At 62.2% G+C, this 26,465-nt stretch carries 27 protein-coding genes and 1 tRNA gene; 12 read left to right on the top strand and 16 right to left on the bottom strand.

Annotated features, from left to right (window positions below; genetic code table 11):
* Positions 1 to 47: 47 nt before the first annotated feature.
* Positions 48 to 236 (bottom strand): hypothetical protein, encoded by a 189-nt coding sequence (locus tag HMPREF2808_RS06050; RefSeq protein WP_070448130.1) that lies wholly within the window; start codon positions 234 to 236, stop codon positions 48 to 50.
* A gap of 47 nt (positions 237 to 283) precedes the next feature.
* Positions 284 to 357 (bottom strand) — tRNA-Gly (locus tag HMPREF2808_RS06045).
* 87 nt (positions 358 to 444) lie between these two features.
* Between HMPREF2808_RS06045 and dcd the strand changes: the two genes are divergently transcribed.
* Positions 445 to 1,017, top strand: coding sequence for a dCTP deaminase (gene dcd / locus HMPREF2808_RS06040; protein WP_070523734.1), 573 nt, complete (start codon positions 445 to 447; stop codon positions 1,015 to 1,017).
* A gap of 60 nt (positions 1,018 to 1,077) precedes the next feature.
* Positions 1,078 to 2,406, top strand: a complete 1,329-nt coding sequence (locus HMPREF2808_RS06035; protein WP_070624243.1) for a UDP-glucose dehydrogenase family protein — start codon at positions 1,078 to 1,080, stop codon at positions 2,404 to 2,406.
* Here HMPREF2808_RS06035 and HMPREF2808_RS06030 read toward each other — a convergent pair.
* Entirely contained in the window at positions 2,336 to 3,562 is a 1,227-nt protein-coding gene (locus HMPREF2808_RS06030) for a YibE/F family protein (protein ID WP_070624241.1), read from the bottom strand. The genes HMPREF2808_RS06035 and HMPREF2808_RS06030 overlap by 71 nt on opposite strands.
* A gap of 121 nt (positions 3,563 to 3,683) precedes the next feature.
* On the opposite strand from HMPREF2808_RS06030, the gene HMPREF2808_RS06025 reads away from it, so the two are divergent.
* Positions 3,684 to 4,946 carry an HNH endonuclease signature motif containing protein gene (locus HMPREF2808_RS06025; RefSeq protein WP_070624239.1) on the top strand — a complete coding sequence of 421 codons (1,263 nt, stop codon included), beginning with the start codon at positions 3,684 to 3,686 and terminating at the stop codon, positions 4,944 to 4,946.
* Between the two features lie 96 nt (positions 4,947 to 5,042).
* Here HMPREF2808_RS06025 and HMPREF2808_RS06020 read toward each other — a convergent pair whose 3' ends face one another.
* The 4 genes from HMPREF2808_RS06020 to HMPREF2808_RS06005 all read right to left on the bottom strand — a co-directional run bounded on the left by HMPREF2808_RS06020 (position 5,043) and on the right by HMPREF2808_RS06005 (position 10,932).
* Positions 5,043 to 6,266 carry a pyridoxal phosphate-dependent aminotransferase gene (locus HMPREF2808_RS06020; RefSeq protein WP_070624237.1) on the bottom strand — a complete coding sequence of 408 codons (1,224 nt, stop codon included), beginning with the start codon at positions 6,264 to 6,266 and terminating at the stop codon, positions 5,043 to 5,045.
* A 10-nt stretch (positions 6,267 to 6,276) separates the two neighbouring features.
* Entirely contained in the window at positions 6,277 to 6,897 is a 621-nt protein-coding gene (locus HMPREF2808_RS06015; RefSeq protein ID WP_371325875.1) for a DUF1707 SHOCT-like domain-containing protein, read from the bottom strand.
* A 9-nt stretch (positions 6,898 to 6,906) separates the two neighbouring features.
* The gene (locus HMPREF2808_RS06010; protein WP_070624235.1) at positions 6,907 to 8,127 is read right to left on the bottom strand and encodes a cation:proton antiporter; all 1,221 of its coding nucleotides are present in this window, start codon (positions 8,125 to 8,127) and stop codon (positions 6,907 to 6,909) included.
* 69 nt (positions 8,128 to 8,196) lie between these two features.
* The gene (locus tag HMPREF2808_RS06005; protein WP_070624233.1) at positions 8,197 to 10,932 is read right to left on the bottom strand and encodes a (Fe-S)-binding protein; all 2,736 of its coding nucleotides are present in this window, start codon (positions 10,930 to 10,932) and stop codon (positions 8,197 to 8,199) included.
* A gap of 114 nt (positions 10,933 to 11,046) precedes the next feature.
* Between HMPREF2808_RS06005 and HMPREF2808_RS06000 the strand changes: the two genes are divergently transcribed.
* The 3 genes from HMPREF2808_RS06000 to HMPREF2808_RS05990 are packed head-to-tail and all read left to right on the top strand — an operon-like array spanning position 11,047 to position 12,527.
* Entirely contained in the window at positions 11,047 to 11,619 is a 573-nt protein-coding gene (locus HMPREF2808_RS06000; protein ID WP_070523701.1) for a DUF6230 family protein, read from the top strand.
* Positions 11,609 to 11,968 carry a DUF6114 domain-containing protein gene (locus tag HMPREF2808_RS05995; protein WP_070531987.1) on the top strand — a complete coding sequence of 120 codons (360 nt, stop codon included), beginning with the start codon at positions 11,609 to 11,611 and terminating at the stop codon, positions 11,966 to 11,968. Before HMPREF2808_RS06000 ends, HMPREF2808_RS05995 begins: the two co-directional genes overlap by 11 nt.
* A complete protein-coding gene (locus HMPREF2808_RS05990) occupies positions 11,961 to 12,527 on the top strand; it encodes a hypothetical protein (RefSeq protein WP_070624229.1) in 567 nt (188 codons plus the stop codon). Before HMPREF2808_RS05995 ends, HMPREF2808_RS05990 begins: the two co-directional genes overlap by 8 nt.
* On the opposite strand, the gene HMPREF2808_RS05985 is transcribed toward HMPREF2808_RS05990, so the two are convergent.
* The 5 genes from HMPREF2808_RS05985 to HMPREF2808_RS05965 form a co-directional block, all read right to left on the bottom strand.
* Positions 12,524 to 14,455, bottom strand: coding sequence for an ABC transporter ATP-binding protein (locus HMPREF2808_RS05985; protein WP_070624227.1), 1,932 nt, complete (start codon positions 14,453 to 14,455; stop codon positions 12,524 to 12,526). The two genes, HMPREF2808_RS05990 and HMPREF2808_RS05985, sit on opposite strands and share 4 nt — an antisense overlap.
* The gene (locus HMPREF2808_RS05980) at positions 14,456 to 16,165 is read right to left on the bottom strand and encodes an ABC transporter ATP-binding protein (RefSeq protein ID WP_070624225.1); all 1,710 of its coding nucleotides are present in this window, start codon (positions 16,163 to 16,165) and stop codon (positions 14,456 to 14,458) included.
* Positions 16,166 to 16,257: 92 nt separating this feature from the next.
* A complete protein-coding gene (locus tag HMPREF2808_RS05975) occupies positions 16,258 to 16,830 on the bottom strand; it encodes a TetR/AcrR family transcriptional regulator (RefSeq protein WP_070624224.1) in 573 nt (190 codons plus the stop codon).
* A 62-nt stretch (positions 16,831 to 16,892) separates the two neighbouring features.
* Positions 16,893 to 17,150 carry a CBU_0592 family membrane protein gene (locus HMPREF2808_RS05970; protein WP_070532003.1) on the bottom strand — a complete coding sequence of 86 codons (258 nt, stop codon included), beginning with the start codon at positions 17,148 to 17,150 and terminating at the stop codon, positions 16,893 to 16,895.
* Between the two features lie 44 nt (positions 17,151 to 17,194).
* Complete coding sequence (locus HMPREF2808_RS05965; protein ID WP_070532007.1) at positions 17,195 to 17,455, bottom strand: CBU_0592 family membrane protein; 261 nt, start codon at positions 17,453 to 17,455, stop codon at positions 17,195 to 17,197.
* Positions 17,456 to 17,902: 447 nt separating this feature from the next.
* On the opposite strand from HMPREF2808_RS05965, the gene HMPREF2808_RS05960 reads away from it, so the two are divergent.
* The 3 genes from HMPREF2808_RS05960 to HMPREF2808_RS05950 are packed head-to-tail and all read left to right on the top strand — an operon-like array spanning position 17,903 to position 20,607.
* Positions 17,903 to 18,400 carry a hypothetical protein gene (locus tag HMPREF2808_RS05960; protein WP_070624222.1) on the top strand — a complete coding sequence of 166 codons (498 nt, stop codon included), beginning with the start codon at positions 17,903 to 17,905 and terminating at the stop codon, positions 18,398 to 18,400.
* A gap of 2 nt (positions 18,401 to 18,402) precedes the next feature.
* Entirely contained in the window at positions 18,403 to 19,902 is a 1,500-nt protein-coding gene (locus HMPREF2808_RS05955) for a molybdopterin-dependent oxidoreductase (protein ID WP_070624220.1), read from the top strand.
* Between the two features lie 9 nt (positions 19,903 to 19,911).
* A complete protein-coding gene (locus HMPREF2808_RS05950) occupies positions 19,912 to 20,607 on the top strand; it encodes a hypothetical protein (RefSeq protein WP_070532020.1) in 696 nt (231 codons plus the stop codon).
* Here HMPREF2808_RS05950 and HMPREF2808_RS05945 read toward each other — a convergent pair.
* Positions 20,604 to 21,008 (bottom strand): methylenetetrahydrofolate--tRNA-(uracil-5-)-methyltransferase, encoded by a 405-nt coding sequence (locus tag HMPREF2808_RS05945; protein WP_070624218.1) that lies wholly within the window; start codon positions 21,006 to 21,008, stop codon positions 20,604 to 20,606. The genes HMPREF2808_RS05950 and HMPREF2808_RS05945 overlap by 4 nt on opposite strands.
* 162 nt (positions 21,009 to 21,170) lie before the next feature.
* On the opposite strand from HMPREF2808_RS05945, the gene HMPREF2808_RS05940 reads away from it, so the two are divergent.
* The 3 genes from HMPREF2808_RS05940 to HMPREF2808_RS05930 are packed head-to-tail and all read left to right on the top strand — an operon-like array spanning position 21,171 to position 24,141.
* Positions 21,171 to 21,953, top strand: coding sequence for a phosphoadenylyl-sulfate reductase (locus tag HMPREF2808_RS05940; protein WP_070624216.1), 783 nt, complete (start codon positions 21,171 to 21,173; stop codon positions 21,951 to 21,953).
* A complete protein-coding gene (gene cysD, locus HMPREF2808_RS05935) occupies positions 21,953 to 22,849 on the top strand; it encodes a sulfate adenylyltransferase subunit CysD (RefSeq protein ID WP_070624214.1) in 897 nt (298 codons plus the stop codon). The genes HMPREF2808_RS05940 and cysD overlap by 1 nt, the downstream gene beginning before the upstream one ends.
* Positions 22,849 to 24,141: a sulfate adenylyltransferase subunit 1 gene (locus HMPREF2808_RS05930; protein ID WP_070624212.1), complete on the top strand. Its 1,293-nt coding sequence runs from the start codon at positions 22,849 to 22,851 to the stop codon at positions 24,139 to 24,141. Before cysD ends, HMPREF2808_RS05930 begins: the two co-directional genes overlap by 1 nt.
* Before the next feature lie 43 nt (positions 24,142 to 24,184).
* Here HMPREF2808_RS05930 and HMPREF2808_RS05925 read toward each other — a convergent pair whose 3' ends face one another.
* The 3 genes from HMPREF2808_RS05925 to HMPREF2808_RS05915 all read right to left on the bottom strand — a co-directional run bounded on the left by HMPREF2808_RS05925 (position 24,185) and on the right by HMPREF2808_RS05915 (position 26,426).
* Positions 24,185 to 24,808, bottom strand: a complete 624-nt coding sequence (locus tag HMPREF2808_RS05925) for a hypothetical protein (RefSeq protein WP_070624210.1) — start codon at positions 24,806 to 24,808, stop codon at positions 24,185 to 24,187.
* Between the two features lie 35 nt (positions 24,809 to 24,843).
* Entirely contained in the window at positions 24,844 to 25,722 is an 879-nt protein-coding gene (locus HMPREF2808_RS13325; protein WP_141752584.1) for a flagellar basal body-associated FliL family protein, read from the bottom strand.
* A gap of 92 nt (positions 25,723 to 25,814) precedes the next feature.
* Complete coding sequence (locus tag HMPREF2808_RS05915; protein WP_070624255.1) at positions 25,815 to 26,426, bottom strand: LppP/LprE family lipoprotein; 612 nt, start codon at positions 26,424 to 26,426, stop codon at positions 25,815 to 25,817.
* Positions 26,427 to 26,465 lie beyond the last annotated feature (39 nt).

The following is a 26,465-nucleotide window of genomic DNA, read 5'->3' as shown; positions in this document are numbered from 1 at the left end:
GAATCTCAGGCTAGGGACGATGTAGCTCTGAGAGAAAACGTGTCTGTCTAGTCGCCGATAACGAAGCACAGGGCTTCATACCGATTCAGAGTGGCCTCGTCGATGGCTAAAATTTGATCAACCGCGCGCTGTTCGCGGAGCTCATCGATTGTGCGGGGCGCAAGATCTTGAAGTACATGCTCACGTTCAGCGCGAAGCTCCGCTGTGGTTTTGGGCGTGAAGATAGGGGCTGTCATGGTCCATCCTGTAGGTATGAAATTAGTCCATGAACTGGGAAAATACGTGGAGCCGACGACGGGAATCGAACCCGCGCCAGCAGCTTGGGAAGCTGCAGTTCTACCATTAAACTACGTCGGCGCAATGCAGAATGTGCATCGTCGTAAAGCTTAGCACCGCCGCCGCCCGAGGCCATAAAAGGCCCAGTGGGGAGGTAGACTATCAACCGTGCTTCTTTCTGATCGTGATATCCGTGCCGCCATCGACTCAGAGGGGCCTGATGCCTTGGGTATTGAGCCTTATGACGCAGAGATGGTCCAGCCTTCCTCCATCGATGTGCGCCTAGACAAGTTCTTTCGCGTGTTTAATAACTCGCGCTACACGCACATCGACCCCAAGCAGGAGATGCCGGACCTCACCAGCGAGGTGGAGGTGGCTGAGGGCGATGCCTTCGTGCTGCATCCGGGTGAATTTGTGCTCGGTGCAACGCTGGAGAAGTTCACCCTGCCGGCCAACCTTGCAGGCCGCTTGGAGGGCAAGTCCTCCCTGGGGCGCTTGGGCCTGCTGACGCACTCCACGGCCGGATTCATTGATCCGGGTTTCTCCGGACACATCACGCTCGAGCTGTCTAACACCGCGAACTTGCCCATTACCTTGTGGCCGGGGATGAAGGTGGGCCAGCTGGCCATCTTCCAGATGTCCTCGCCGGCGCAGGCCCCGTATGGCTCCGGCGCGTTGGGGTCGAAGTATCAGGGTCAGCGCGGGCCTACACCGTCGAAGTCCTATCTAAACTTCCGCTAAACAATCCGCATCTCGCCGGGCGAGACGGTAGCGCAGCGCCTAAAATAGCCGGTTATGCGTATGACTGTTATTGGTACCGGCTACCTAGGTGCGACTCACGCCGCCTGTATGGCGGAGCTCGGCCACGAGGTACTCGGTGTAGATGTTGATGAAAACAAGATTGAAGCCCTCAAGAATGGCCGCGTGCCGTTCTACGAGCCCGGCCTTCCGGAGGTGCTCGAGCGCAACATCGAGTCTGGCCGCCTGGGTTTTTCCACCAGCTATGACGACGCCGCGGAATTCGCCAACCTGCACTTCCTCGGCGTAGGAACCCCGCAGGCACACGGCTCCTATGCGGCGGACCTGACCTACGTGAAGTCCGTCATTTCGGAACTCGTGCCGCGCTTGAAGGGCGAGCACATCATCTTCGGTAAGTCCACCGTCCCGGTGGGCACCGCAGCGGAGCTGCAGCAGATGGCCAATGAGCTTGCCCCGGAGGGCACCAGCGTGGAGATTGCGTGGAACCCGGAGTTCCTGCGCGAGGGCTACGCCGTCAAGGACACCATCACCCCGGACCGCATCGTCCTCGGCGTCGGCGAATTCGCCGAGAGTCGTGCCGAAGAGGTTGCCCGCGAGGTCTATGCCAAGCCGCTGGCGCAGAACACCCCGTTCATCGTGACCGACCTGCAGACCGCGGAACTGGTGAAAGTCTCCGCCAACGCCTTTTTGGCCACCAAGATTTCCTTCATCAACGCGGTCTCTGAAATTTGCGAGATTGCCGGTGCGGACGTGGTCAAGCTTGCCGACGCCATCGGCTACGACGAACGCATCGGCCGCAAATTCCTCGGTGCGGGCTTGGGCTTCGGCGGCGGCTGCCTGCCCAAGGATATCCGCGCCTTCATGGCGCGCGCCGGCGAGCTGGGTGCGGACCAGGCTCTGACCTTCCTCCGTGAGGTCGACGCCATCAACATGCGCCGCCGCGATCGCGTCGTGGACTTGGCCAAGCAGGCTTTCGACGGATCCCTCCTCGGCCACCGCGTCACCGTTCTGGGCTGCGCTTTCAAGCCCAACTCCGATGACGTCCGCGATTCGCCGGCGCTCTCCGTGGCCGGTTCGCTCTCCCTGGCCGGTGCCGCCGTCACGGTCTACGACCCGGAGGGCATGGAGAATGCCAAGAAGGTATTCCCGACGTTGAACTACGCGGCGTCGGCAAGCGCGGCACTCAAGGACACCGAGCTGGTCATCCTCGCCACCGAGTGGCAGGAATTTCGCGACCTCGACCCGGCTGAGGCTGGTGCACTCGTGGCCCGCCGCCACATTATCGACGGCCGCAACGTGCTCAGCGTCGATGCTTGGCGTGCCGCGGGCTGGACCGTCGAGGCGCTTGGTCGCGTCCTTCCGGCACAGTAAACGCCGCAATCACGGTGGTCAGCGGCACCGCGAGTGTCAAGGCCATCGCGCCCAGCAGGGAGCGCAGAACCTCCGTGGCGACGAGGTCGCTGGAGAGGATCTGCAGGGCTGGGCGCTGCGCCGCCGTGATGAGCATGAGCAGGGGAAGGGCCGCGCCGGTATAGGTCAGCACGATGGTGTACACCATGGAGGCGATATGGTCGCGGCCCACTTTCATCGCTGAGGTAAAGAGCGCGCCGGGCCCCACCGTCGGATCGGCGGCGTGCAGCTCGCGCACGGTGGAGGCCTGAGCCACCGCGATGTCGTTGAGGCTGCCGAGCGCACCGATGATGAACCCGCACAGTAGCACCCCCACGACGGAAACCCCCGGCATGTAGAGCAGCAGCTTGAGGTTATCCTCCGAGCTGGAACCCGTCAGTGCCGTGCTGCTTATCGACGCCCACCCCAGCGCCCCCGACAACGCCAGCGCCACCACTGCGCCTCCCAGGGCGGAGGCTGACTTCCAGTTCACACCGTGCACGAGAGGAACGGCGAGGAAAAGGATGGCCGCGCAGGTAACGAGCGCCAGCGGCAGCGCCGAATGGCCCTCGATAAGGGAGGGGATGAGGTAGAAGAAGACGATTGCCAAGCTGATTACAAGGCCCACCAGCGCGCGCAGCCCGTGCCAGGCGGCGAAGCCGACAATGACAAGGGCCGTGATGATAGCCCACAGCGCAAGGTTTCCACTGCGCTGAAAATCAGCGAAGGCATAGGTGCCGTCGCTGGAGACGGTAAGAATTATCTCATCGCCCTGGTTTAAGGTCGGGTCGCTGGCCAGGCCGTGGAAGATGAGTTGGGTTTTGCGCCCCGTGTCCTCGCCGGAGGTCAGATCTATCAGTGCACGGGTGCAACTGGTGTCATCGTTTGCGGCAGGAATCAGCGGGGCTTCGTCGAAGGCTTGGCCGGCGTGGGGGTCGCTGCAAAGATGATGATCGATGCGGTCGACGGTTCCGGTCACCTGTGGCTGATTGAGCGCATAGGTAGCGAAGAAATCGGCGCTGGTGTGCTCGGATGGCGGGGTGGTGGGGCGTAGTAGAAACAAACCCGCAAGCGTTATCAGAGCGGTGAGGCTAAGAAAACTGATGAGCCCAGTACGCCACGGATTCAGGTTAGTCATGCCTATCATTGTGAATGAGTTTCATTAAAAAGAAAACTAATGATGACGCGATCAACAAGTTATCCACAGGCTGGCGGCGGCGCCGTTGTGCGGTGCGGGTGGGGCGTTTAGCGTTGCTGGCATGAACCTTGTGGAAGCGCATCTTCGCAGCCAGGCGGCGGGCATCGAGCTCGTCGCCGGCGTTGCGGGGCTCAGCTTCGAGCAGCTCCGGGCGTGGGGTCCGGAGTCTGCGGCACGCTCTCTGCTGGCGCTTTTCGACGTCTACTTTGCCTCCACCTCCTTCACCCGCAAACAGGCGCGTGCCGTTGCGGCCGCCCGTGCCAACGGACACGACCTGCCCACGTTGCTGCTCATTGAACGCTTCGCGGGAAGGTTGAAGAAGCAGCATCAGGCGTGGGATCTGCGCATTGAGCTGTGCGGAATCGCTGGCGATGAAAAGGCCGTGGCCCGCTATGCGCGCAAGCGCATTCGCGAGCTCAGCCCGCCGCCTGCGCCGAAGCCGGGAGTGACAATTCGCCGTGGCAAGGAGCTGTCGAAGCTCACGCTCACGGCCCCGGCCGCGCTCATCGAGGACCTGCGCCCCAACATCGATGAGGACGATCCGGTCGGCTCTTTTACGGCTGCGTTTCGCGAGGGCCGCCTCGCCCGCCCGGTAGCCCAGACCCTCGCCGTCATGGAGCTTCCCGAGTACGCCACAATCCTGGGTCGCCTCGGTGATCCGTCCACCCCGCGCCCCGACTCCGCGGCTCCTGCTTCCACCGCTCCAATACCCCCAAATTCTACTTCGGACCAGCCCTGCGCCGACGAGTCTCAGGACAACGCAGCCCCAGACCTTGGGGACATCGTGATTCAGCTATCCAACGGCGCCAAGATCACGGGCAAAGAGCTCATCGAGCGCGAGCTCGCCGAAGAAGGCCTCGTCATGATTGTTGACCGCGTCAAAGGCCCCGTGGAACTCCACCGCACCCAGCGCGTCGCCTCGGAGAAGCAGCGCATCATGGCGTGCGGCGAGCAACCCACCTGCGCCTGGGATCGCTGCCTGTGCGGCGCCGATTATTCCCAGATACACCACATCACAGAATGGAGACACGGCGGCGAAACGAACCCCGAGAACCTCACCCCGCTGTGCAAATACCACAACGCCATCAACGGCCTGCCGGGTCGCGGCCGCATTGTGCGCGAAAACGGCAAGATTAAATGGGTGCCGGCTGGGCCCCGCGATCCGCGGGAACCGGCCCACCCGCATCGCGCGCCGCGAGCCCAGCGCATCCGCGAACACGAGACAGCAGGCACGGGCCATGGATACGCCCCTCCCCGCAACCCCGCCACGCCGCCGGCATCCACACCTTCCGAGCCGGGAAGCCCCGCTCCGCCCGACCGCTAGTGCTTGAGGCAAGGGGGCCGCGCACGCTTTTGTGCCGAGCGCGCCCCTTTACGCCTGCCCGATCGTGGGAAGCCTAGTTGTCAGTAGCGTGCAGTGCTACTGGCGGTAGCTCACCAGGAAGTTGCCGAGCCGCTCAATCGCGTTCTCCAGCTGCGAAGCCCACGGCAGCGTGACCACGCGGAAGTGATCCGGCGTAGGCCAGTTGAAGCCGGTGCCCTGCACCATGAGGATCTTCTCTGCGCGCAGGATGTCGAGCATGAGCTTCGCGTCATCGTGAATCTCATACACCTCCGGGTCCAGGCGCGGGAAGCAATACAGCGCGCCCATCGGCTTCGTTACGGACACGCCCGGAATCTCGTTGAGCTTCTCGTAGGCAATGTTGCGCTGCTTGAGCAAGCGCCCGCCCTGGCCGGTGAGCTCATAAATCGACTGCCGCCCGCCCAGCGCGACCTGAATTGCGTGCTGCGCCGGCACATTCGGGCACAGGCGCGTGCCCGCCAGCAAATCCAGGCCCTCAATGAAACCGCGGGCATGGGACTTCGGGCCCGTCAGCACCATCCAGCCCGCGCGGTAGCCGGCCACGCGGTAGGCCTTCGACAGGCCATTAAACGTGATCGTCAGCAAATCCGGCGCCAGGGAGGCAATCGAAATGTGCTTCGCACCGTCATAAAGAATGCGGTCATAAATCTCATCCGCCAGAATGAGCAGATTGTATTCGCGTGCTACCTCAACGATTTTCTGCAGCGTTTCACGCGAGTACACCGCACCCGTCGGGTTATTCGGATTAATGACCACAATTGCCTTGGTCTTCTCCGTTACTTTTGCGCGAATATCCTCAATGGACGGATTCCAATCATCCTCCTCATCGCACAAATAGTGCACGGGTGTGCCACCCGCCAGCGACGTCGCCGCCGTCCACAGGGGGTAGTCAGGGGCGGGGATGAGAACCTCATCGCCGTCGTCAAGCAGCGCCTGCGTGACCATCGAAATCAGCTCGGAGACGCCGTTTCCCAGGTACACGTCATTGACGTCGAAGCTGGGGAAATCCTCCAGCTCATAGCGCGTCACAATCGCGCGACGCGCCGGGATAATTCCCTTCGACGTGGAGTAGCCCTGCGAGGTCGGCAGCGCCGCAATCATGTCGCGCATGATGACGTCCGGCGCATCGAAACCAAACACCGCCGGGTTGCCGGTGTTGAGTTTCAGGATGCTGTGCCCGTCGAGCTCCATGCGCTCGGCCTCGGTGGAAACCTCGCCGCGAATATCGTAGGCAACGCCTTGTAGTTTGGTGGATTGATCAAAAATCCGGTTGTGTGTCATGCCGGATATGTTACTTCTGGTTCCACTGCTCCAGCTTGCGTTTGGCCAGATTCATCGCATCGCCGGTGATTTCGCTTGCTTGACGACGCCTCTCCGCCCACTGCGCCTGCTCCAACGCCCGCATCTGCGCGCGTTCCTCCGCGTCCGCGGCCTTGAGCTCGCGCATGCGCTGGCGCTCGATCTGGCGCGGCGACGGGCGGTGCCAGGATTCCGGGCCCACCTTGGCCACGTACAGCAAGATCCACAGCGCGGGGATGAGGAAGAGCAAACCCGTTCCGGTCAGCGCGGCGGTGACGCCGGACATGGCACCGAAAGATGCAATCGAGCCGAACAACAACCCCAGCGTGCCCACCATGGCCGTGGCCAGTCGAGGCTTCTTCGTAGCCTGGTAGGCGCGCTCCATTTCACCTTGGGAGTAAATCTTGAGCTCCGTGCTGGCCTTGGTGGGGATATCCATGAAGACGGCCGCCAGCTCGCGGCGAGTCGTCGCCTCCATTATCGCGTCGGTGCGCTGTTCAAACTCGTCCATCGATAGACGGCCTTCACCCAATGCCTGGGCGAGGTCGTTGACGGCGTTGGTCCGTTCGGCGTCGGAAAGCCGCATGCTGAAAGGATTAGTCACAATAGCCATCCTAGCAGCCTATTTAGCTTGCTCCTTTTCGCGCACGAGGCCGGAGAGGAACGGGAAGATTGCGACGGTGAGGGCACCGCCGGCGATGAAGATGGAGGCGATTTCAGAATCGACGATGCCCGAATCCACCGCCAGCGTCATGACCGCCACGATGATGGGCAGGCCGGTTGCCGCATAGAGCGCCACTTGGAGGCGCTCGCGGGTGGTTTCGACGTCGGAGCCCGTGTGGTGGATATTTTCGCGCAGGAACACCGGAAGGCCGCGGGTGACCAGGATGAGAAGCGGGATGCCGAGGACCTTGAGGGGCTCATCCATGATCACCTTCCAGTCAATCGCCATGCCGGAGACCACGAAGAAGACCGGGATGAGCATGGAATAAAACACCACGTCGAGGCGGTTCTCCAAGCCCTTATGGAACTCGTCGGGCACGATGCGGTTCAGGATGATGCCCGCCGCGAACGCACCCAGCACGATATCGAGCTCAAAGACCGCGGTGACCGCCATGAGGATAGCCAGAATCAAAATGATGAGGCGCATGATGGTTTGGTTAGTGGAGCCCGCTCCGGAGATGAATGCGTCCTTGAACCACGGCATGAGCGTCGTAATGGCAAAGGGCATGATGGCCACGGCGACCGCGATTGCGATGAAGGCCAGAAGAATCAACATCGTGGTCCACGTGGAGCGCGTTCCCAAAAGGAGCGCCATCGCGGTAATCGGCGCGACCTCACCGATGGCGCCGTGGATGACCACGGAATCGCCTACCCGCGTGCCAAGCAGCTTGTCCTGCTTGAGCATCGGTGTGATGGTGCCCAGTGCCGTCGACGTCAAAGCAATTGCCATGACGATGGCACCCGGGATGTCATCCATGAGGAAGTACGCGCCGACGCCACACACCACCATGCAGATGAGCCAGGTGGAGAGCCCCGTCGCGGCTTCTTTCGATTTCAGGCTGGCGAGGTCGATTTCAAAGCCCGCAAGCAGGAACAGCGCGCCAACGCCAAGCTCCTTGAGCATGCCGATGCCGGGGTCTTCATGGGCCAGGCCCAACATCGATGGGCCGATGAGCATGCCGAAGAAAATCAACAGCGCCACGGCCGGCATTTTCTTACCCAGGGCATGGGATACCAACGGCGCCAACAGTGCCACCGCCATAATCCATGCGAAGGACACCAGCGAGTTGGTGTAGTTGGTCTCGCCCGAGGCGAGGACGTAGGTCACGTCAGTTTGCATGGGGTAGAGCGTACCTGTGGGGTATCAGGCACGCCTACCCCGTGCGTTGGTGGTGTGGCCGACGTCGCACTAGTCGCCCTTGCTTGCCGACGTCCCCGGAGCCTTCGGCGCCGCTGGCGCGTCTGGCACAGATGGTGCCTTCGGTGCGGCTGGTGCGCTTGGCGCTGCTGGAGCAGCCGGCACACTGGGCGCAGCCGGCGCTGCGGGCGCCTGAGGTGCGCTGGGCGCGGCTGGAGCCTTTGGTGCCGCGGGTGCGCTGGGTGCCGCCGGTGGTGTCGGAGCGGACGGCGCTGCAGGAGTGCTGGGCGCAGTTGGAGGTTTCGGTGCCGAAGGAGCCGCCGGCGCATTAGGCGCTGCGGGTGCTTGCGGCGCGCTTGGCGCAGTCGGAGCTGCGGGTGCCTGAGGTGTGCTGGGGGCCGCCGGTGCTCCAGGGGCGGATGGAGCCGTTGGGGCAGCCGGTGGTGTCGGTGCGGACGGCGCGGCGGGTGCGCTGGGGGCAGCCGGAGCCGCCGGTGCAATCGGAGCGCCAGGGGAGGAAGGAACTGCTGGAGCAGTAGGCACGGTTGGCGCGGACGGAGCTTGCGGCGCAGTGGGTGCTGCAGGAGCGCTGGGGGCAGCCGGAGGCGTCGGCGCTGCAGGTGCCTGCGGCGCAGAGGGAGCGCTTGGTGCGGACGGCGCTGTGGTGGGGGCCTGCGGGGAGCTTGTCGGTGCAGATTGCGCAGCGGGTGCTTCCGGGGAAGGCGCGGTGGAGACCGGCAGGCGGCGAGGCGTGTCGAGGAAGGCCTTCTCGCGCGGGGCAGGGAGGTCGCCGGAGGGGGCGATGGCGCTGCGCAGCATGAGCGCCACATCGCTGACCTGAGTTTCCGGTGCGATGGACTTCACGCCGCCCGTGAGCATGACGTTGCAGAACGGGCAGCCCGTCGCGATCTGTTCCGCGCCCGTTGCCACGGCCTGCTCCGAGCGGAACTCGTTGATGCGCTTGCCTAGCTTTTCCTCCATGAACATGCGCGCGCCACCGGCGCCGCAGCAGAAGGCCTCGTCGCGGTTGTGGTCCATCTCCGCTAGCGACGCACCGGTCGCCTCCACGAGCTCACGCGGCGGGTCGAAGACCTTGTTGTGGCGGCCCAGGAAGCACGGGTCGTGGTAGGTCACCGGCTTGCGGTTCTCCGGGGAGCGCGGCACCGGCACAAGCAGCTTCTCCCGCACCAAACGGTTAAGCAGCTGCGTGTGGTGCAGCACGTCGAAGTGGCCGTCGAAGTCGGGGTACTCGTTGCGAATCGTGTTGAAGCAGTGCGGACACGTCGTGATGATTTTGCGCTGGCCTTTGGGGACGCCACGGAAGGCGTCGTTAAGCGTGGCGACGTTCTGCTCCGCCATCACCTGGAACAGGAACTCATTTCCGGCACGGCGCGCCGGGTCACCGGTACAGGTCTCGCCCGTAGCCAACACACCGAACTTCACGCCGGCGGTGTGCAGCATGTCCACCACGGCGCGCGTCGTGGCGCGGCCCTTGTCGTCATACGTGCCCGCGCAACCGACCCAGAACAGATACTCCAGGTCCGAAAAGTCTTCCGCGTCCTCACCAATAATCGGCACCTCGATGCCATCGGCGCGCGCCTCGTCGATCCACGCGCGGCGCTCCGAAGCATTGCGTCCCCACGGGTTGCCCTTCGTCTCCATGTTCTTAAACAACCCGGTCAGCTCCGACGGGAAGTCGGACTCCGCCAGCACCTTAAACCGGCGCAGGTCCGCCACGTGGTCGATGTGCTCGATGTCTACCGGGCACTGGTCCACGCACGCACCGCAGTTGGTGCAGGCCCACAGGACATCATCATCAATCGTGCCCGCCATCGCCAGCACGTTGAGCCCCTCGTGCGGGTTGTAGTTATCCAGCGCGCCCTGGCGCAGGTCCATCATGAGCTTCTTCGGGCTCAGCGGCTTCTCAGTGTTCCACGCGGGGCACAGGTCCTGGCAGCGGCCGCATTCGGTGCAGGAGGAGGCGTCGAGAAGCATCTTCCAGCTCCCCGGCTCGAGGTCCTCCAGGTCCGGCGTGGGCACAGCCCCCAGCGCTTTTTCACCCGTGGCGTTGCGCTGGAAGAAGATGTTGAAGAAGGCCATGAAACGGTGCCACATCACGCCCCACTGGAAATAGCGCGCGATGCATGCGATGAACACCAGGCCCGTCAGCAGCTTCACCAGGGCAAAGAATTGCACCGTGCTTGGCGACGCCTGTATAACCCCCGCCACACGCATGGTCAAGAAATCAGCCCACGGGGAGCCGCCGCCATAGGTGGCGATGGCGGAGGCCTTGACGGCGAGCATGCCGAGGCCCTCGAGGAGCACGATGGCCTCCACCAGGCGTGCGGGGAAGACCTGGGAGTTGTAGAAGCGGCTGCCGCGCTCGGTGTGGCCGAGTTTCAGGCGCACGCCAATGAGGAAGCAGATGCCCAGCACGGTGCCGATGGCGAGGACCTCTTCGATGAAGTGGTAGACCGGCCAGTCGCCCAGCCACGGCCAGCCTTTATCGGGCGCAAAGGTTTGGATATAGGCCTCGAACCACACGATGGCGCCGAAGAGGAAGCCCACCATGACGAGCCAGTGCGCGGCATTGACCAGCGGCCGGCCTTTGAAGTGGGTATGGCCGAAGACTTCGATAAGCACACGGCCGAGGCGCGCCAGGGGGCGGTCGGTACGGTTTAGCTGCGTGGGGCCGCCGGAGCGGATGAACCGAAACAGCGCCGTGAGGCGGTAGAAAAAGTACAGCCACACCGGGACCGATGCGGCGATGGCAACCCAGCCGAACATGCGCGCTCCTTTAATTGCTGCTGTGTGTGCCTCTTACCTTAAATCCTCGGCCCCGAAATCAGTGAGTCAGCATTCAGCTAGTGTTTTCGGAGGCCGAGAAATAAGCTGACGTGTATGGGAAGAATCAGTGCGCCGAAGGCGGCGGTGGGGCTCATCGCAGGATTTGCGGCTTTCGGCGTGACGGGGTTTGCGGTGGCGCAAGGCGGTCTGACGGCAAACCTGGCGCTATCGGGAACGTTCTTCAACGTCAACATGCGGCACTTGGAAGGCGAGGCTTTCTCGCTCTTCGTGGATAGTGACAAGAAGGGCGAGGAGGACGTGCCGACGGCCCGGTTGAAGATGGAGCACGCGGTGGCCTCGGATCTTTGCCTCTACGTCACGACGGACCTGCCGGCGGTGGGGGAGGCCACGCTGGCGCTGAAGGCGAAGGGCGATAACAGCGTGGAGGCCACCGACTTGCTGGTTGGTGCGTCGGACATCGAGGGTTCGTTGGTCATGGAGGATGCGAACGTGGGCATCGACGCGCGCCAGCTGTCCACCACCGCGGATCCCGGAACGTGGGGCCTGTATGCAAAGAAGGTTTCGCTGACTGCCGACGACGTCCGCGCCACCTCCATCGGCGCCAAGACGCTGTCAGCACAGAACGTGGGTGTATCCGTGGAACGGGGCCGCGGAAATGGCTGCTGATCGGTTTAAGGCGTGGCGCGGTGGGCGGCCGTTCATCCCGGGCTTGCTGCTCATACTTTCGGGAATCGTCATCGCCACGCCCGCGTATTTCACCGTGCACATCTCGGACCTGCTGGTCATGATTTCCACGGTGTCGGGCGTGTCCACGCTGCTTATCGGGGCGCTGTTGGTCATGTTCGGCTTAGGCGCGTGGTTCCGCCCGGCCACCTCGACGTATCTGGGAGTGCTGGGCATCATCGTGGCCGTGATTGCGCTGCCTACCTCTAACTTGGGAGGTTTCCTTATCGGCACGCTGCTCGGCATCATTGGCGGCGCGCTCACCCTGGCGTGGGAGCCCACCGATGTTTAATCACCGTCCTTCGCGCTCACGGAGAGTGTTGTTCGTGGCCGCCATGGTCGCTGCGGCGAGTGCGACGGGCGTGAGCGCGCAGGTCGCCCCGGCGCAGCCCTACTTTTCCACCGTGAAGGCGGACGAGGTCACGATAACGGGAAACGTGAAAGCCACGCTGGGCACGATGCCCACCCGCGACGGCGAGGTGCGCGTTATCGAGCTCACCGGCGATCGCCTTGCCGTGCGCAACCTGGCCATCACCTTGCCCGGCAACGCCGGCGATGGCCTGCTCACCACCGGTGGTTCAGTAACCACCGTGGAGCCCGCGCGCATCGTGGCGACCTCGCTGACCGTCACGCCCACCGTCGAGGGTGCGCGCACCGTGCCCGTCACGGCGGATCTCACCGGCGGCGATATCAATGCCGTCCTCGATCAGCTCGGAATTCCCCCTGCTCCGGACGCCGAGCTTCCCGACGCCTTCATGGAGCACCTTTCCTTAAGCGACGTCACCCTCGAGTTGGCGAACCTCACGGGTGACACGTTCTCGGCCCCGAGGATGTCCGTGACCGTCGACTAGTCCTCGCGGAACTGGGACTGGTGGAGGCGCCAGTAGGCGCCGTGGGCGTCGAGAAGCTCGGCGTGGGTGCCCTGTTCCACGATGCGTCCTTCCTCCATGACGATGATGAGGTCGGCGTCACGAATCGTGGACAGGCGGTGCGCGATGATGAAGGACGTGCGGTCCGCGCGCAGCGCATTCATAGCCTGCTGAACGAGCACCTCGGTGCGGGTATCCACGGAAGAGGTGGCCTCATCGAGGATGAGCAGCGCCGGCTGCGCCAGGAAAGCGCGCGCGATGGTGATGAGCTGGCGCTCGCCAGCGGAAATCGCGCCATTGTCCTGATCGATGACCGTGTCATAGCCCTCAGGCAGCGCGTGGACGAAGCGGTCCACGTAGGTGGCCTTGGCGGCGGCAATGACTTCCTCATCGGTGGCGTCGAGGCGGCCGTAGCGGATGTTGTCCATGATGGTGCCCTCAAAGACGACGGCGTCCTGCAGCACCATGCCCACCTGCGAGCGCAGCTCGTGGCGCGAGATCTGCGCGGTATCGACGCCGTCGAGGCGGATGCTGCCCGAATCGATGTCGTAGAAGCGCATGATGAGGTTGACCAGCGTGGTCTTGCCGGCGCCCGTGGGGCCGACGATGGCGGCGGTCTGGCCCGGCTCCACGCGGAGGCTGAGATCCTGGATGAGTGGGGTTTCGGGATTGTAGGAGAAGTCCACGTCCTCGAACTCAACCAAGCCCTTCGCGCGCCCGCCCAGGCGGGAGGTGGTCTCCTCGGCGGGCTCTTCCTCGGCGTCGAGGAACTCGAAGACGCGCTCGGCCGAGGCCACGCCCGATTGCACTTGCTGCATCATTCCGCCGAGCTGGCCCAGCGGCTGGTTGAACTCGCGGGAGTACTGGATGAAGGCCTGGGCGCCACCCAGCGTGAGGTTGCCGGAGGCGACCTTGAGCGCGCCGAGCACCGCGATGACCACGTAGGACAGGTAGGAGATGAACTGCATGATCGGCATCATCATGCCCGCTAAGAACTGCGCCAGCGAGGCGGAGCGGAAGAGCTCCTCGTTGCGCTTATCAAAGTCCTCCGTCATGGAGTCGATGCGCCCGAAGACGGTCGCCAGGTCGTGGCCGGAGAAGGCTTCCTCAACCTGCCCGTTGAGGTCACCGGTGGCCTTCCACTGCGTCTTGAATTGCTTCTGCGCGCGCGAGCCAATTACCGCGATGACCACCGCGGTCAGCGGCAGCGCCAGCAGCGCCACGAGGGCCAGCTGCCAGGACACGGTGAACATCATGACCGTGATGCCGATGACCATGAGCAGGTTATAGAACAGCTGCGAAATGGCCTGCTGCAGGGCCGTTTGGACGTTGTCGGCATCGTTGGTGGTGCGCGAAAGAAGGTCGCCGCGCGACTGCGTATCGAAGTAGTTCAGCGGCAGCCGGTTGATCTTCGCCTCGATGCGCTCGCGTAGATCGAAGACAACCTTCATCACCAGTGAGTTGAGCAGGTAGCCCTGCCACCACTGGAAGAGCGAGGACACCACGTACATCGCAATCACGATGCCGATGATCGTGCCCAGCTCGGAAAAATCAATGCCGAAGCCGGGGTTCAAGTCCATGGCGGAGGCCATGTCCGCGAACTTATCCTGCCCGCCGGCGCGCAGAGCGGCGATGGCCTGCTCCTTGGTCATACCGGCGGGCAGGTGGCGGGAAATGACGCCGGAGAAGATGACGTCGGTGGCCTTGCCCATCACCTTGGGCGCGGCCACGGCGAGGAATACGCACACGAGGTTCATCGCGGCAATCGCGACAAGCTGCGCCTTGAACGGCGCGAGCAGGCCAAAAAGACGCTTGGCGGAGGGCCAGAAGTTCTTGGCCTTGCGAGGCGCGTTCTCGCCGGTCTTCTCCTCGATCTCGGCTTCTAACGTCGCGTTATCTTGCTCAGTCATTTATGCCACCTCCTGGGATTCCACAATTTCGCGGTACGTCGTCGAGCTTTCCAGCAGCTCCTCGTGCGTGCCGCGGGCCACGACGCGCCCGGCGTCCATGACCAAAATCTGATCCGCATCCACAATCGAGCTCACGCGCTGCGCCACGATGATGGTCGTCGCCTTCGCGGTGTATTCCCGCATGGCGTCGCGTACCGCGGCATCCGTGAGGACATCGAGCGCGGAGAAGGAATCATCAAAGAGGTACACCAACGGCTGCGCCACCAGCATGCGCGCGATGGACAGGCGCTGGCGCTGGCCACCGGAAACGTTGGTGCCGCCCTGGGAGATGTGCATGTCGAGGTTCTCGACAAAGTTTGCCTGGGCCACGCGCAGCGCTTCCCACAGCTCCTCGTCGGTGGCGTCCGGGGCGCCGAGGCGCAGGTTGGAGGCCACGGAACCGCTAAACAGGTACGGCTTCTGGGGCACGAGGCCCACGCGCTTGACGACGTCCCCTCGTGCCATATCGGCGATATCGGTGTCGTCGAGAAGCACGCGCCCCTTCGTCGGGAGATAGAGGCGCGGGATCAGGGAGAGCGCGGTGGTTTTGCCGGAACCGGTCGCGCCGATAAGCGCGGTGGTGGTGCCGGGGGTGGCGGTGAAGGAGACGTCGTGAAGCACGGGCGCTTCGGCGCCGGCGTACTGGAAGGTGACGTTGTCGAACTCGACCACGCCCTCGGAGCGCTCCGGGGTGAGCGGGGTAGCGGGCTCGACGATGGAAGGATCGTGCTCGAGGACGTCGGTGATGCGGCGTGCGCAAATGACGGCGCGGGGCAGCATCATGGCCATGAAGGTGCCCATCATGACGGCAGCGAGGATCTGCAGCAGGTACTGCAGGAAGGCGGTCAGGGAGCCGACTTCCACGAGGCCATCGTCGACGCGGTGGCCGCCGAACCACAGAACCGCGCCCGTGGCCACGTTCAGGATGACGGTGATGATGGGGAACATGAGGACGAACAGCTGGCCCACCTTGAGCGAGAGGTTGGTGATGTCGCGGTTGGCGGTGCGGAAACGCTTGGCCTCGTGCTCCTCGCGGGTGAAGGCGCGGACGACGCGGATACCGGCGATTTGCTCGCGCAGCGTGCCGTTCATGACGTCGAGCTTTTCCTGCCACGAGCGGAAGAGCGGCATGAGGCGCACGATGATGACGGAGATGGCGGCCAGCAGCACGATGACGGACACCGCGACGAGCCAGGACATTCCGGCGTCTTCGCGGATGGCCATGATGATGCCGCCGATGGACATAATGGGGGCGGCAACCATGAAGTTGAGCATCATCATGTAGACCATCTGGACCTGCTGGACATCGTTGGTGCCGCGGGTAATGAGGGTGGCGGTGCCGAAATTGCTCATGTCTTCGGCGGAGTAGCGGGTGACGCGGCGGAAGACTTCGGAGCGCAGGTCACGGCCGAGGCCCATCGCGGTGCGGGAGCCGAACCAGATAGCGGCGATGGCGGCGCTGACCTGGATGAAGGCCACGATGAGCATGATGCCGCCGGTGTGCCAGATGTAGTCGATGTCTACTTGGGCAACGCCCTTGTCGATGATCTTCGCGTTGAGCGAAGGAAGGTAAAGCGTTGCTGCGGTGGACAGTGCTTGGAGAAGCAGCACCGCGATGACGTAGCCGGTATACGGCTTCGAGCGGGATATGAGGATACGTAGGAGTTCCATAGACCAACGTTTCATGTGAGCGGCCTGGAAAGGCCAAAGGTCAATGACCGCGCAAGTCTATCCCCTAGTACGCGCGATCGCTAGCCCGGGCGCTAGCTCGCGCGTGGGGTGTGCAAGATGAATGACTCCGGTGGGGTTAGGCGCTCTACTGCGAGAGCGATCCGCTGCGTCGAAGTCTCTCCCACGCGCATGGCGTGGTGGAGGACTGCTCCTTCGTAGAGGGCATCAAGCCCCAGCGTGGTGGGTTCATCAAAATATGTGGACAGGACTTTTTGGCACGCCCGTGTCCACTCCAGAAGGATCATGCGGTGGCGCGGGCGGCGCAGCGACAACGAGTAAAGCTCGCTGCCCAGGATGATATCGGTGCGTGAACGGGCGGTAGCCGAGAGCATGTCCACAGTGGCGGCCCGTGCTTCTTCGAGGGTGGAGACGCCTTCATAGAATTCCCGAAACTCAGTCACCGAGCGGTGCGTGAAGTCCTGGAATGCGGCGTTGATGAGGCCGTCTTTATCGGTGAAATAGTAGGCAATGGAGCCGAGTGCCACGTGTGCCTCGGCGGCGACCGCCCGTAAAGATAGCCCGGCAACGCCTTCGCGAACGATGGTGTTAAGGGCCGCAGTCAGGATGAGTTCTCTGCGCTGTGGCTGTGCATCTTCTTTAGACATCGTGCTCCCTGTGTGTGACGGGCCTTCAGTCTAGTGCTCGTTTGCGCCGAGCGGCGAGGGTTTTATCGGGCCTGGCTGGGGGCCTTCTTCGTGAAAATCTTCCAGAGGCCAAGAAGCGCGACGACGGCCCATACTGTCTCAACAATGAACAGGCCTGGGTTAAAGGGAGAAATGGCGGTGTAGACGAATCCGGTCGCGCCGAGGAAATTAAGGGATTGGTACAGCGGGGAATCGGCTGTCAGGACGCGGAAGTTGAGCAGGCCGTAGGCCACGACGAACAGGATGCCGGCGATGATGCCGATTTCGAAAGCGAAGCTCATGGGGGTGATTCTTTCTGTCAAAATGGAGGCGGGTCGGGTGAGCCCTAGCTTTGGGCAGTGTTCTTCTTACGGTCTAGGTAGATGCGGATAATTCCATACAGACCGAAGAGGGACCAGATGAGTTCAGTGAAGAAGACGCCGGCGTTGAAGGGCGTGGCGGCTGAGGCGGCGAGGAAACCGGCGCCAATGAAGTTGAGGATTTGGTATGGGTAGTCATCAACCGTCCATTTCCCAAGGTTGAGCATTGCGAAGGCGAAAAGCAGTGCTACAGAGGCGATGAGTCCGAAAATGACCATGGCAGACATTTAAGAAGCATGTCCTTTCAAGAATGGTGTGGGTGGTACATCGATGCTTCTCCGGAGCGTGGCTACCCTTGAAGCGCGTAGCGAATTGAGCGCGAGGATGAGGGCAGAAATTAGCGTTGAGCTCGACATTGCCAAGTTAAACACCGCTTCATCGCGTGCGATAAATGGGACAAACGGACGGTTTCTGAACGCTTGTCTAAACCGCAGCTAGTAGACGTGGGCGCAATTTGAACAGTCGTCCATATTCGCTGTAACTCATGGTGTGGGGTTTACTGAGTTTCAGGGAGCTGAGAAGAGCTCCAGCCTGCCTCGAGCGTTGCCAATCTCCGGTAGGGCAGGCGTTGCCAGCAGGTGACGGTAGCGAGTCATCTGGACACGAGTGCCCAGCAATGGTCACGGGCGCAGCACGCCTGCGGACCGCAGCGGGCGCGATAGGAGAAGTAGCTCATGTCTGCCATACCTTCATCGGTTGACCCAAACCTTCATGACATCTCTTTGCACGTCAAGCCGGGCAAAGAGCGTGCACCGTTCTTCCGCTATATTCGCATCAACCTGCCAAAGCTAACCCGCGTCATGATAGTGGCCATCATGGCCCTACAAGGGGGATTGGCCTGGTACGTGGCGCGGGCCGAGTTTTCGATTTTTCCCGAGCAAGAGATTGTCCTCTATCTCCTCGTTGCATTGTGCGCCGTCGTTGTTGTTCTTGGTGCCGTGACGCCGTGGCGTGTGTGGGATTTCGGACTCATTCCCGCCGTGGGTTCACTGCTTCTGTTTTTCGGCGGTCTCGCCGGCACCCCGCCATGGGTATGGAACGGAGCCGATGTGTACCTCGCCGCCGCATGGAATACCACAGCACTGTGTGGTCTCGCCTACCTCGTCGTGTACTGGGCGCTGGACTATGGCGTGCTCGTTGCTTATCCCGACGATCAAGGTTTTGAGGACTAATCATGTTGACTGAATTTCCCGTTTGGCTACGTATCGAACATTTTGTCAATATCCTCTTTGTCACGCTGTTCATCCGTAGCGGTATCGAAATCCTAGGCACGTTCCCTAAGCTGCATCGTTCGATTCACACGCCCCTAGGCAAACAATGGGCGCAGTTTTCTATCAAACAAAAGCGCAAGCGCAAGTACTTCCCAGTCTCCGGCGAATACGAAAACTACAGTCCAATCGTTTCCCTTCCAGGCTATGGTGCCTTGGGGCAAGGCCGCTATTGGCACTTCATCTCAGTGATGGGGTGGATGCTCCTACTGGTTATCTACTGGGGGCTCTTGCTGGCTACCGGCCAGTGGCGCCGCTACTGGCCCGAAAGCTGGGGAGTCTTTGCCCAAGCATGGGATGATCTAGTCCACTACCTTGGCTTCCAAATCCCCGGCGCGATGGACGGCTACCCGTTCAATGCAATCCAACAGCTGTCTTATGGCTTTGTTGTCCTCATCTTGCCAATGTGGATGATCCTCACTGGCATGTTCCAGTCGCCCGCTATCAATAACCACTTCCCGCGGATTTCCAAGGCGATGGGAGGCCGTCAGGTCATCCGCACCCTGCACTTTTGGGGCCTTGTGGCCTACCTTGTCTTCATCGTTATTCACGTGGGTATGGTGATCATGCATGGATACGGTCACGAGGTGTCCAAGATGGTCTTTGGGCATGCCGATAAGCCGGTGGCCGGCGGCATCATTTTCACCATGGGCATAATGCTTATTGTCTTTGTCCACATTTGGGCTACGAAGACCTCCCTTAAGCGCCCGATGGCAGTTGCCGCGTTGCATAACGCCGTGGTGCGCCCCTTCACCCGTTTCCTGCGCTCGAAGGTTCCTTCGCGCCAACGCGGGGTGTATGCCGATTCAGAGGTCACCAAGGCACCGCATCACCGGGCCTCGGGCATGCCACCCGGTACCGAGGAATACATGGCGCTCCTTTGTAATGGATTTGAAAAGGACTACGTGCTGGAGATTGGTGGGTTCGTCGAAAAGCCCATGCGTCTGACGTTGGAGGACCTACGCCGGCTTTCGGCTGGGTATTCCCAAAATACGGTGCACCATTGCGTTCAAGGATTTACCTCTGTCGGAAAGTGGGAAGGCGTTCCGTTGGCGCAGCTCTTGGATTTAGTCAAGCCACTGGACGGGGCTTCCGACGTCGTCGTGCACAGTTTCCAGAACATGACTCGCGACGACGATAACTACAACGGTTCGTACTACTACGAGTCCATGCCCATGGAGGAGGCCCGTCAGCCGGAAACGCTCATCGCAATTGGTTATGACGGCGGCGAGATTCCCATCAAGAACGGTGCGCCCATGCGCTTGCGACTGGAGACCTCCACCGGTTTCCGCTCTGCGAAGTGGCTTGACCGCATCGAAGTTGTCAATCGTTTCGACATTGTGGGCAACGGGCGCGGTGGCTTTTTCGAAGACACCGACAGCTACGACCGCCTACAAATGCTTTAGGAGTACGCCATGTCACGAGCACTCTATGAGGATCTTTACTTAAGCCCCGAACAGGTTGCGCGAGTGCGCAGCTACATCCGCCAGGTGGACTTCCACCTGCCAGGAGCGTCCAGCGCAGACTTTTCCATCAATCCACACGCTCGCTACCTGGGATACATGTTCCAACAGGAAGATTTGGAATCCTATGGCGTGGGTTTGGAATGCACCGCACCGGGAATGGAACACCAGCGCACGTTTATCAGAATGTCGCGCGGTCAGTTGTTGGGGCACGAGGATGCGCCTACTCTGCCGGTCAACGATCCCGTTATGGCAGCAGACGCCATGACGTTGCATCGCTTCTACGATAAAGAGCGCCGCCCGTTGCGCCATGGCGAGGAAACCTATTCCTCCGATGAGGGCGCTCCCGGCGCAGACATGGATTTGTCCATGGTTGAACAACAACTGCGCGATATCATGGCGTTTCACAATGGCGAACCGGTGCCAGGAAACCAGGAGATCTTGGATCTGCGCGTCTACTGGGGAACGCTTTTGGCAGGGCGCTACCCACGCTTGAAGTATTTGGAGAAAGCCGGACAGCTGTCAGCGCTGCAAGCTGACAGGTTGGGTGCGGTAGAGGCCGAGATCAACTCGGTCGAGGGGATCCTGCGTTCCCTAGGCTTAGCTACCCTCGAGGATCTCAACAAGCCAAAGCGCGAGGACGGTTAAAAGCAGACCGGGGCGCGCTGGGCCCGCGCCGTGACGGCGGCCCAGTCCTCGACGTCGTCGGTGGGCTGGCACAGGCCCTCCCACGTGGTGATGGCCACGCCGCGGGCCATGAGTTCCAAAAGAACAAGGTGGCGGTCGCCGGAGGCGGAGAGCTGGTTGAGGTCCGCGTGGGAAATATCGGCTCCGACGCGGACGTTGCCGATGAGCCGCAGCCGCGGCGTTGTCCCCTTTGGGCACGGCTCAGCAACGGATTCCGCGCCGGCGAGCCCAGCGAAGCGGCGCAGCAAACCGAAGGGCGCGGGGCGCTCGCAGTAGAGGTCCACGCACAGCCCGGCCCTGATGAGCCGTTCGGCGGTGGAGAGCGCGGCGGGGCTGTCCCCGACAATTGCGACACGCTGCATGAGAACCCCTTCAGTTCGGTAGGAATAGACTGTCTAGTCTGTAAATCTAGTCCGCTCGGTTCATTCTATCTAATTTTTATTCTCCCTAGTACCCAAGCTCACAGCCCCCGCGCCCCACTGTGGGGCTGCGCACACGCCCGCCTCCCTTTAATGTGAGGTGTCATGACCGAACCGATAAACCTGCTGGACCGCGGCGACTACCGCGATCCCAGCATTAGCCCCGAAGGCACCCGCGACACCGCGCCGCTCGAGCCTGCCGTGGCCCAGCGCAACCAGGAACTCGTCGAGGAGTGGGCCGACAAGCTTTATGACGCCTCCGCCGCGACCATCACCGAATGGGCCGCCGAGTACGCGCCCGGTCGGCTTGCCGTCACGATGTCCATGGAAAACACCGTGCTGGCCGAGCTAGCGCACCGCGCCCACTTAGACGCCGACCTGCTCTTCATCGACACCGGCTGGCACTTTCCGGAGACGTTGGAGGTAGCGGGGGACGTCGCCAAGCGCTATGCGGACCTGCCGCTCGTGCGCGTCCTGCCTATCTTGAGCCCCGAGGAGCAGGACAAGATTTATGGCCCGCGCCTGTACGCGCGCGACGTTGCCGCATATAACCGCATGCGCAAGGTGGAGCCGCTCAACATGGCCATGGACCCCTACGTCGGATGGGTAACCGGCCTGCGCCGCGCCGATTCCGAGCACCGCGCCACCGCCCCGGCGCTGAGCCTGGACCGCACGGGCCGGCTGAAGATTTCCCCGATTGTTACCTGGGACCTCGATGACACCGACGCTTATATCAAGGAACACGACCTCATCATCCACCCCCTCACCCTCCAGGGCTACCGCTCCATCGGCTGCGCGCCGTTGACCTTCCCTGTAGGCGAGGGCGAGGATGCGCGCTCCGGGCGCGTTTTCGCTGACGGCAAGACAGAATGCGGGTTGCACGAATAATGACTCTTTCACCACACCTTAAAGACTTAGAGAACGAATCCCTCCACATCCTGCGCGAAGTCGCCGGGCAATTCGACAAGGTAGGCCTGCTCTTTTCCGGCGGCAAGGACTCCGTCGTGGTCTTCGAGCTCGCCCGCCGCGCCTTTGCGCCGGCCACCGTGCCTTTCGAGCTCATCCACGTCGATACCGGCCACAACTTCCCGGAGGTCATCGACTTCCGCGATCAGCTCGTCGCGGAGACCGGCGCGCGCCTGCACGTCGCCCACGTCCAGGACTGGATCGATCGCGGTGACCTCCAGGAGCGCCCCGATGGCACCCGCAACCCGCTGCAGTCCGTGCCGCTGGTGGAGACAATCGCCGAGCGCGGCTACGACGCCGTCCTTGGTGGCGCGCGCCGCGACGAGGAACGCGCCCGCGCCAAGGAGCGCATCTTCTCCATCCGCGATTCCTTCGGCGGTTGGGACCCGCGCCGCCAGCGCCCTGAGCTGTGGGACCTCTACAACGGCGGCAAGATGGCCGGCGAAAACGTCCGTGTCTTCCCCATTTCCAACTGGACCGAGTCCGACATTTGGGAGTACATCGGCGCACGCAACCTTAAGCTTCCCTCCATCTACTACTCGCACCAGCGCGAGGTGTTCAACCGCAACGGCATGTGGCTGACCCCAGGCGAGTGGGGCGGCCCGCGCGAGGATGAACCGCTGGAGATCCGCACCGTGCGCTACCGCACCGTGGGCGATATGTCCTGCACCGGTGCCGTGGAATCCACCGCCGCCTCGCCCGATGAGGTGCTCGCGGAAATCTCCATTTCCACCCTGTCCGAGCGCGGTGCCACCCGCGCCGATGACAAACTGTCCGAGTCCGCCATGGAGGACCGCAAGAAGGAAGGCTACTTCTGATGACGACTACCCTCGCACCGAATGTCGGCGCGCTCAAACAGCGCGATACCCTGCGCCTGTGCACCGCCGGTTCCGTCGATGACGGCAAGTCCACCTTCGTGGGCCGCCTGCTCTACGACACCAAGTCCGTGCTGGCGGACCAGGTGGAGTCCATGGAGCGTTCCTCTGCCGACCGCGGCTTCGACGGCATGGACCTCTCACTGCTTGTCGACGGCCTCCGCGCCGAACGCGAGCAAGGCATCACCATCGACGTGGCCTACCGCTACTTTGCCACCGATAAGCGCACCTTCATCCTCGCCGATACCCCGGGCCACGTGCAGTACACGCGCAACACGGTCACCGGCATGTCCACCTCCCAGGTGGTGGTGCTGCTTGTCGACGCCCGCAATGGCGTCGTCGAACAAACCCGCCGCCACCTCAACGTCGCAGCACTCTTGGGCGTGCGCCACGTGATCCTCGGCGTGAACAAGATTGACCTGGTGGACTATGACGAGGCCACCTTCCGTGCGATTGAGACTGAGTTCTCCGAACTCGCCGCGCGCCTGGGTATCACTGATTCGGTGGCCATCCCGATCTCGGCGTTGAAGGGCGATAACGTGGTGGAACGCTCTGCCACCATGGACTGGTACGAGGGCCCGACGGTCCTCGAAACGCTAGAGACCGTCCCCGTGGCCACCGGCCGCGCCGATGATCTGGACCTGCGTTTCCCGATCCAGTACGTCATCCGCGAGCACGCCTCTGATTACCGCGGCTATGCCGGGCGCGTGAAGGCTGGGCACGTGGCGGTGGGGGATGAGGTGACGCTGCCGGGCGGGCGGACCTCGACGGTCACCGCGATTGATACCACCGACGGCCCGCTTGGCTCCGATGAGGCGGCGCGCGCCGGGGATTCCGTAGTACTTAGGCTGGCCGATGACATCGACTTGGCCCGCGGCGACCTCATCGCCGGTTCGCAGCGCCCGGAGGAGGTGCGCGAATTCGCCGCCACCGCGGTGGTCCTCACGGACAAGGAGCTGCGCGCGGGACAGATGGTGAAGCTGCGCTATGGCACAGCATTGGTCAAGGCGCGCGTGGCATCGGTGGACCGCATCCTCGACCTGGATGGCGTGGCGGATGTTGAGGCCCCGGAGTCCGCAGCACTCAATGACATCGCCTACATCACCGTCCAAACACAAGCGGAGCTTCCCGTCGAGGACTATGCCGCCCGCGGCGCGGTGGGCAATTTCCTGCTCATCGATCAGTCCAGCGGCAACACGTTGGCAGCAGGATTTGTGGGCCAGCGCCTGCGTTAATCCCCCCCTGACCCGCGGCTAGATGGCCGCGGGTTTCGGCGTTTTAAACGTTCTTCTCAGCTTGCTTGCGGCCCAAGGTCTTGCGCAGGGACCAGATGAACTCCGCAATCATCAGGTAGACCGGAGTACCGCCGGCGACCATGAAGAAGAAGGCGCCGGCGGAGCTGGCCTCGTCGACGTAGTCATCAGCGCCGTAGAGGAGCTCGACGCCGCTGGCGTTTCCGACCTCCGCGAGGGTGCCGAGGCCGCGAATCGTGGAGATGATCCACATGAAGGCCAACAGACCCCACACGATGCACCACTGAATCGACTGCGCACGCTGACGGGAGGGCTCCACGGGGAAGGAGAAATCAACGTTGAAGCTGGAGGAGCCGGAAGCCTGGACGCTCGAAGGCTGCGGCATGAGCTGCACACCCGAGCCGGAGTTGGCGATCTCACGGATGCGGGTGACGTCCACCTCGGGGCCGAAGGGATCCGCGAGTGCTCGGTCATACTGCTCGCGGCGGTCCTGACGGGAGAAGATGCTGTGGGCGGTGGAGAGTTCGTCGTAAAGCGCGGCGTTGGACGGGTCCGTCGCGGAAAGGCGGCGTTCGATCTCCGAGGCCAAAGTCGCAGAATCAGCGGAAGGGTCAAGGTTGAGGGAGCTATAGAGGTTGTAGTGTGCCACGAGGCGAAAAATCCTTTCCAAACTAAGTTGTTGCCCTAGCAGGGGTCGCTGAAGTCTGCATCGTTATTGAGCGAACGGGCGTTGCCACCGTACCGCGCCTTGAGTTTACAGACCTCATCCACGCTGTGTCCGGCGTCGTAGTAGGCCGCATAGACCTGCTTGCCTTCGTGCTCCGAACGCAGCGAGCTGCATGCTGTTCCCGGCATGATCTTGACCCCGGCGTAATGGGCCTCAACGCGGTTGATTTCGGATTGCGGGGACTCGCCATAAGGGACGAGGAGGGAGTCCACGATGAGGATATAGCGGCCATCGCAGGTCTCTTGCGCTTGTGTGCTCTCAGCGCTGTCCTCAGTGCTCTGCTCGCAGAGGGGGATGTCATCCGTGATTTGCTTCGGGACATTGTCGGCGCTGAGGCGGTTGGAATCCCAGCACTTGATCGTCGTTGAGTCAACGAGGTCGTCGTTCTTATAGGGAACCCATTTTCCACCGCCCCAGGAATAGAGATAAAAAGAGGAGCTATTTTCTGTGGCGAGGTAGAGCCAGTCGTCATTGCAAAACAGCGTCATCGGGCGTGGAATATCGTTCCTGGTCTTTTCGGCTGCTGTACCGCACCTGTCCTGAGGCGTGGCTTTAGACGTCACGGGTTTCGCAGTGCTCGTCTTAACGCTCGTAGTGAGGGGTTCACTGCTTGTTGTGGTGGCCTCAGAATTTGTTGTGCTGGTGCTCGGGGCCACCTGCGTAAAGAGGGCCTCCTGCTCTGTGGTTTCAGAAGAGGAGCGCGACATTAACAGCCACGTGACACCAGCAATGATCGCAAGGAGTACGACGACGGCGATGATCACAATGCTTCCCGAGCGTGCAGGACGTTCCGGGCCCTCGTTGCTTGGCGGGGCCCAAGGGTTGCTATTGGTCACGCAGGAAACTCCTTAAAACGGGGGCGGCAGACAGCAGCTTCCACAGGAAGCCGTGTCACACTATAGCCGTATTTACCCTCACAATAAGGGGTTTAATTCGGTGGGACGTCGCCGCTCATGATTGTTTTCTGCTGGTCTTCGTCCCAACGGAATCCGGCATGCGTTTCGCCGGTACGCCCGGCGGTGGTTTCGCCCTCGCGGGCCCAGTGGTAGGTCACGGCGATCTCAGTGTCACTCACTCGCTCGACGGTGGGGAAGAAGCCATAAGGCTCGAAGGTGGCGGTGCCAAGGTATTCGCCTTTGTGGAAGAGCATGATGTGGTGTGGCGAGGAGGCCGTGGCACCCTCGATGGTGATAATTTGCCAGCTCAAATCCGCGCAAGGGTCGAACCCTGAGGAGGAGGATAGTTGCCAGCCAAAGTCATTCCACGGCACGATGCTGCCAATGCCTGATTGATAGGCCTCGTCGGCGTCAATATCCTCGCAGGACTCCGACTTGTCCGCGCTCTGGGTAGGGGAAGGTGCCTCGCTGCTCGTCGGCTCAGGGCTTATCTCCTCTTCCGTGGTGTTCTCGGTGGCAACGTTCGCCGAGCTGTTGTGGACCGCACTGAACATAGGGGTCTCTGCCTCGTCCTGATGGCTTTGCGCACAAGCAGCGAGTGGGAGGCAGATGAGGATAGCGCCCACAAAGGCAGGCCTGAGCATTATTTTTCCTTCCATAAAAAAGTGCGCCTCGTGTGAGGC

Source organism: Corynebacterium sp. HMSC078A10 (genome assembly GCF_001811565.1).
Taxonomy (GTDB): Bacteria; Actinomycetota; Actinomycetes; order Mycobacteriales; family Mycobacteriaceae; genus Corynebacterium; species Corynebacterium hesseae.
The sequence above is the reverse complement of the archived record's forward strand: the minus strand, read 5'-3'. Positions and strand labels throughout refer to the sequence as shown.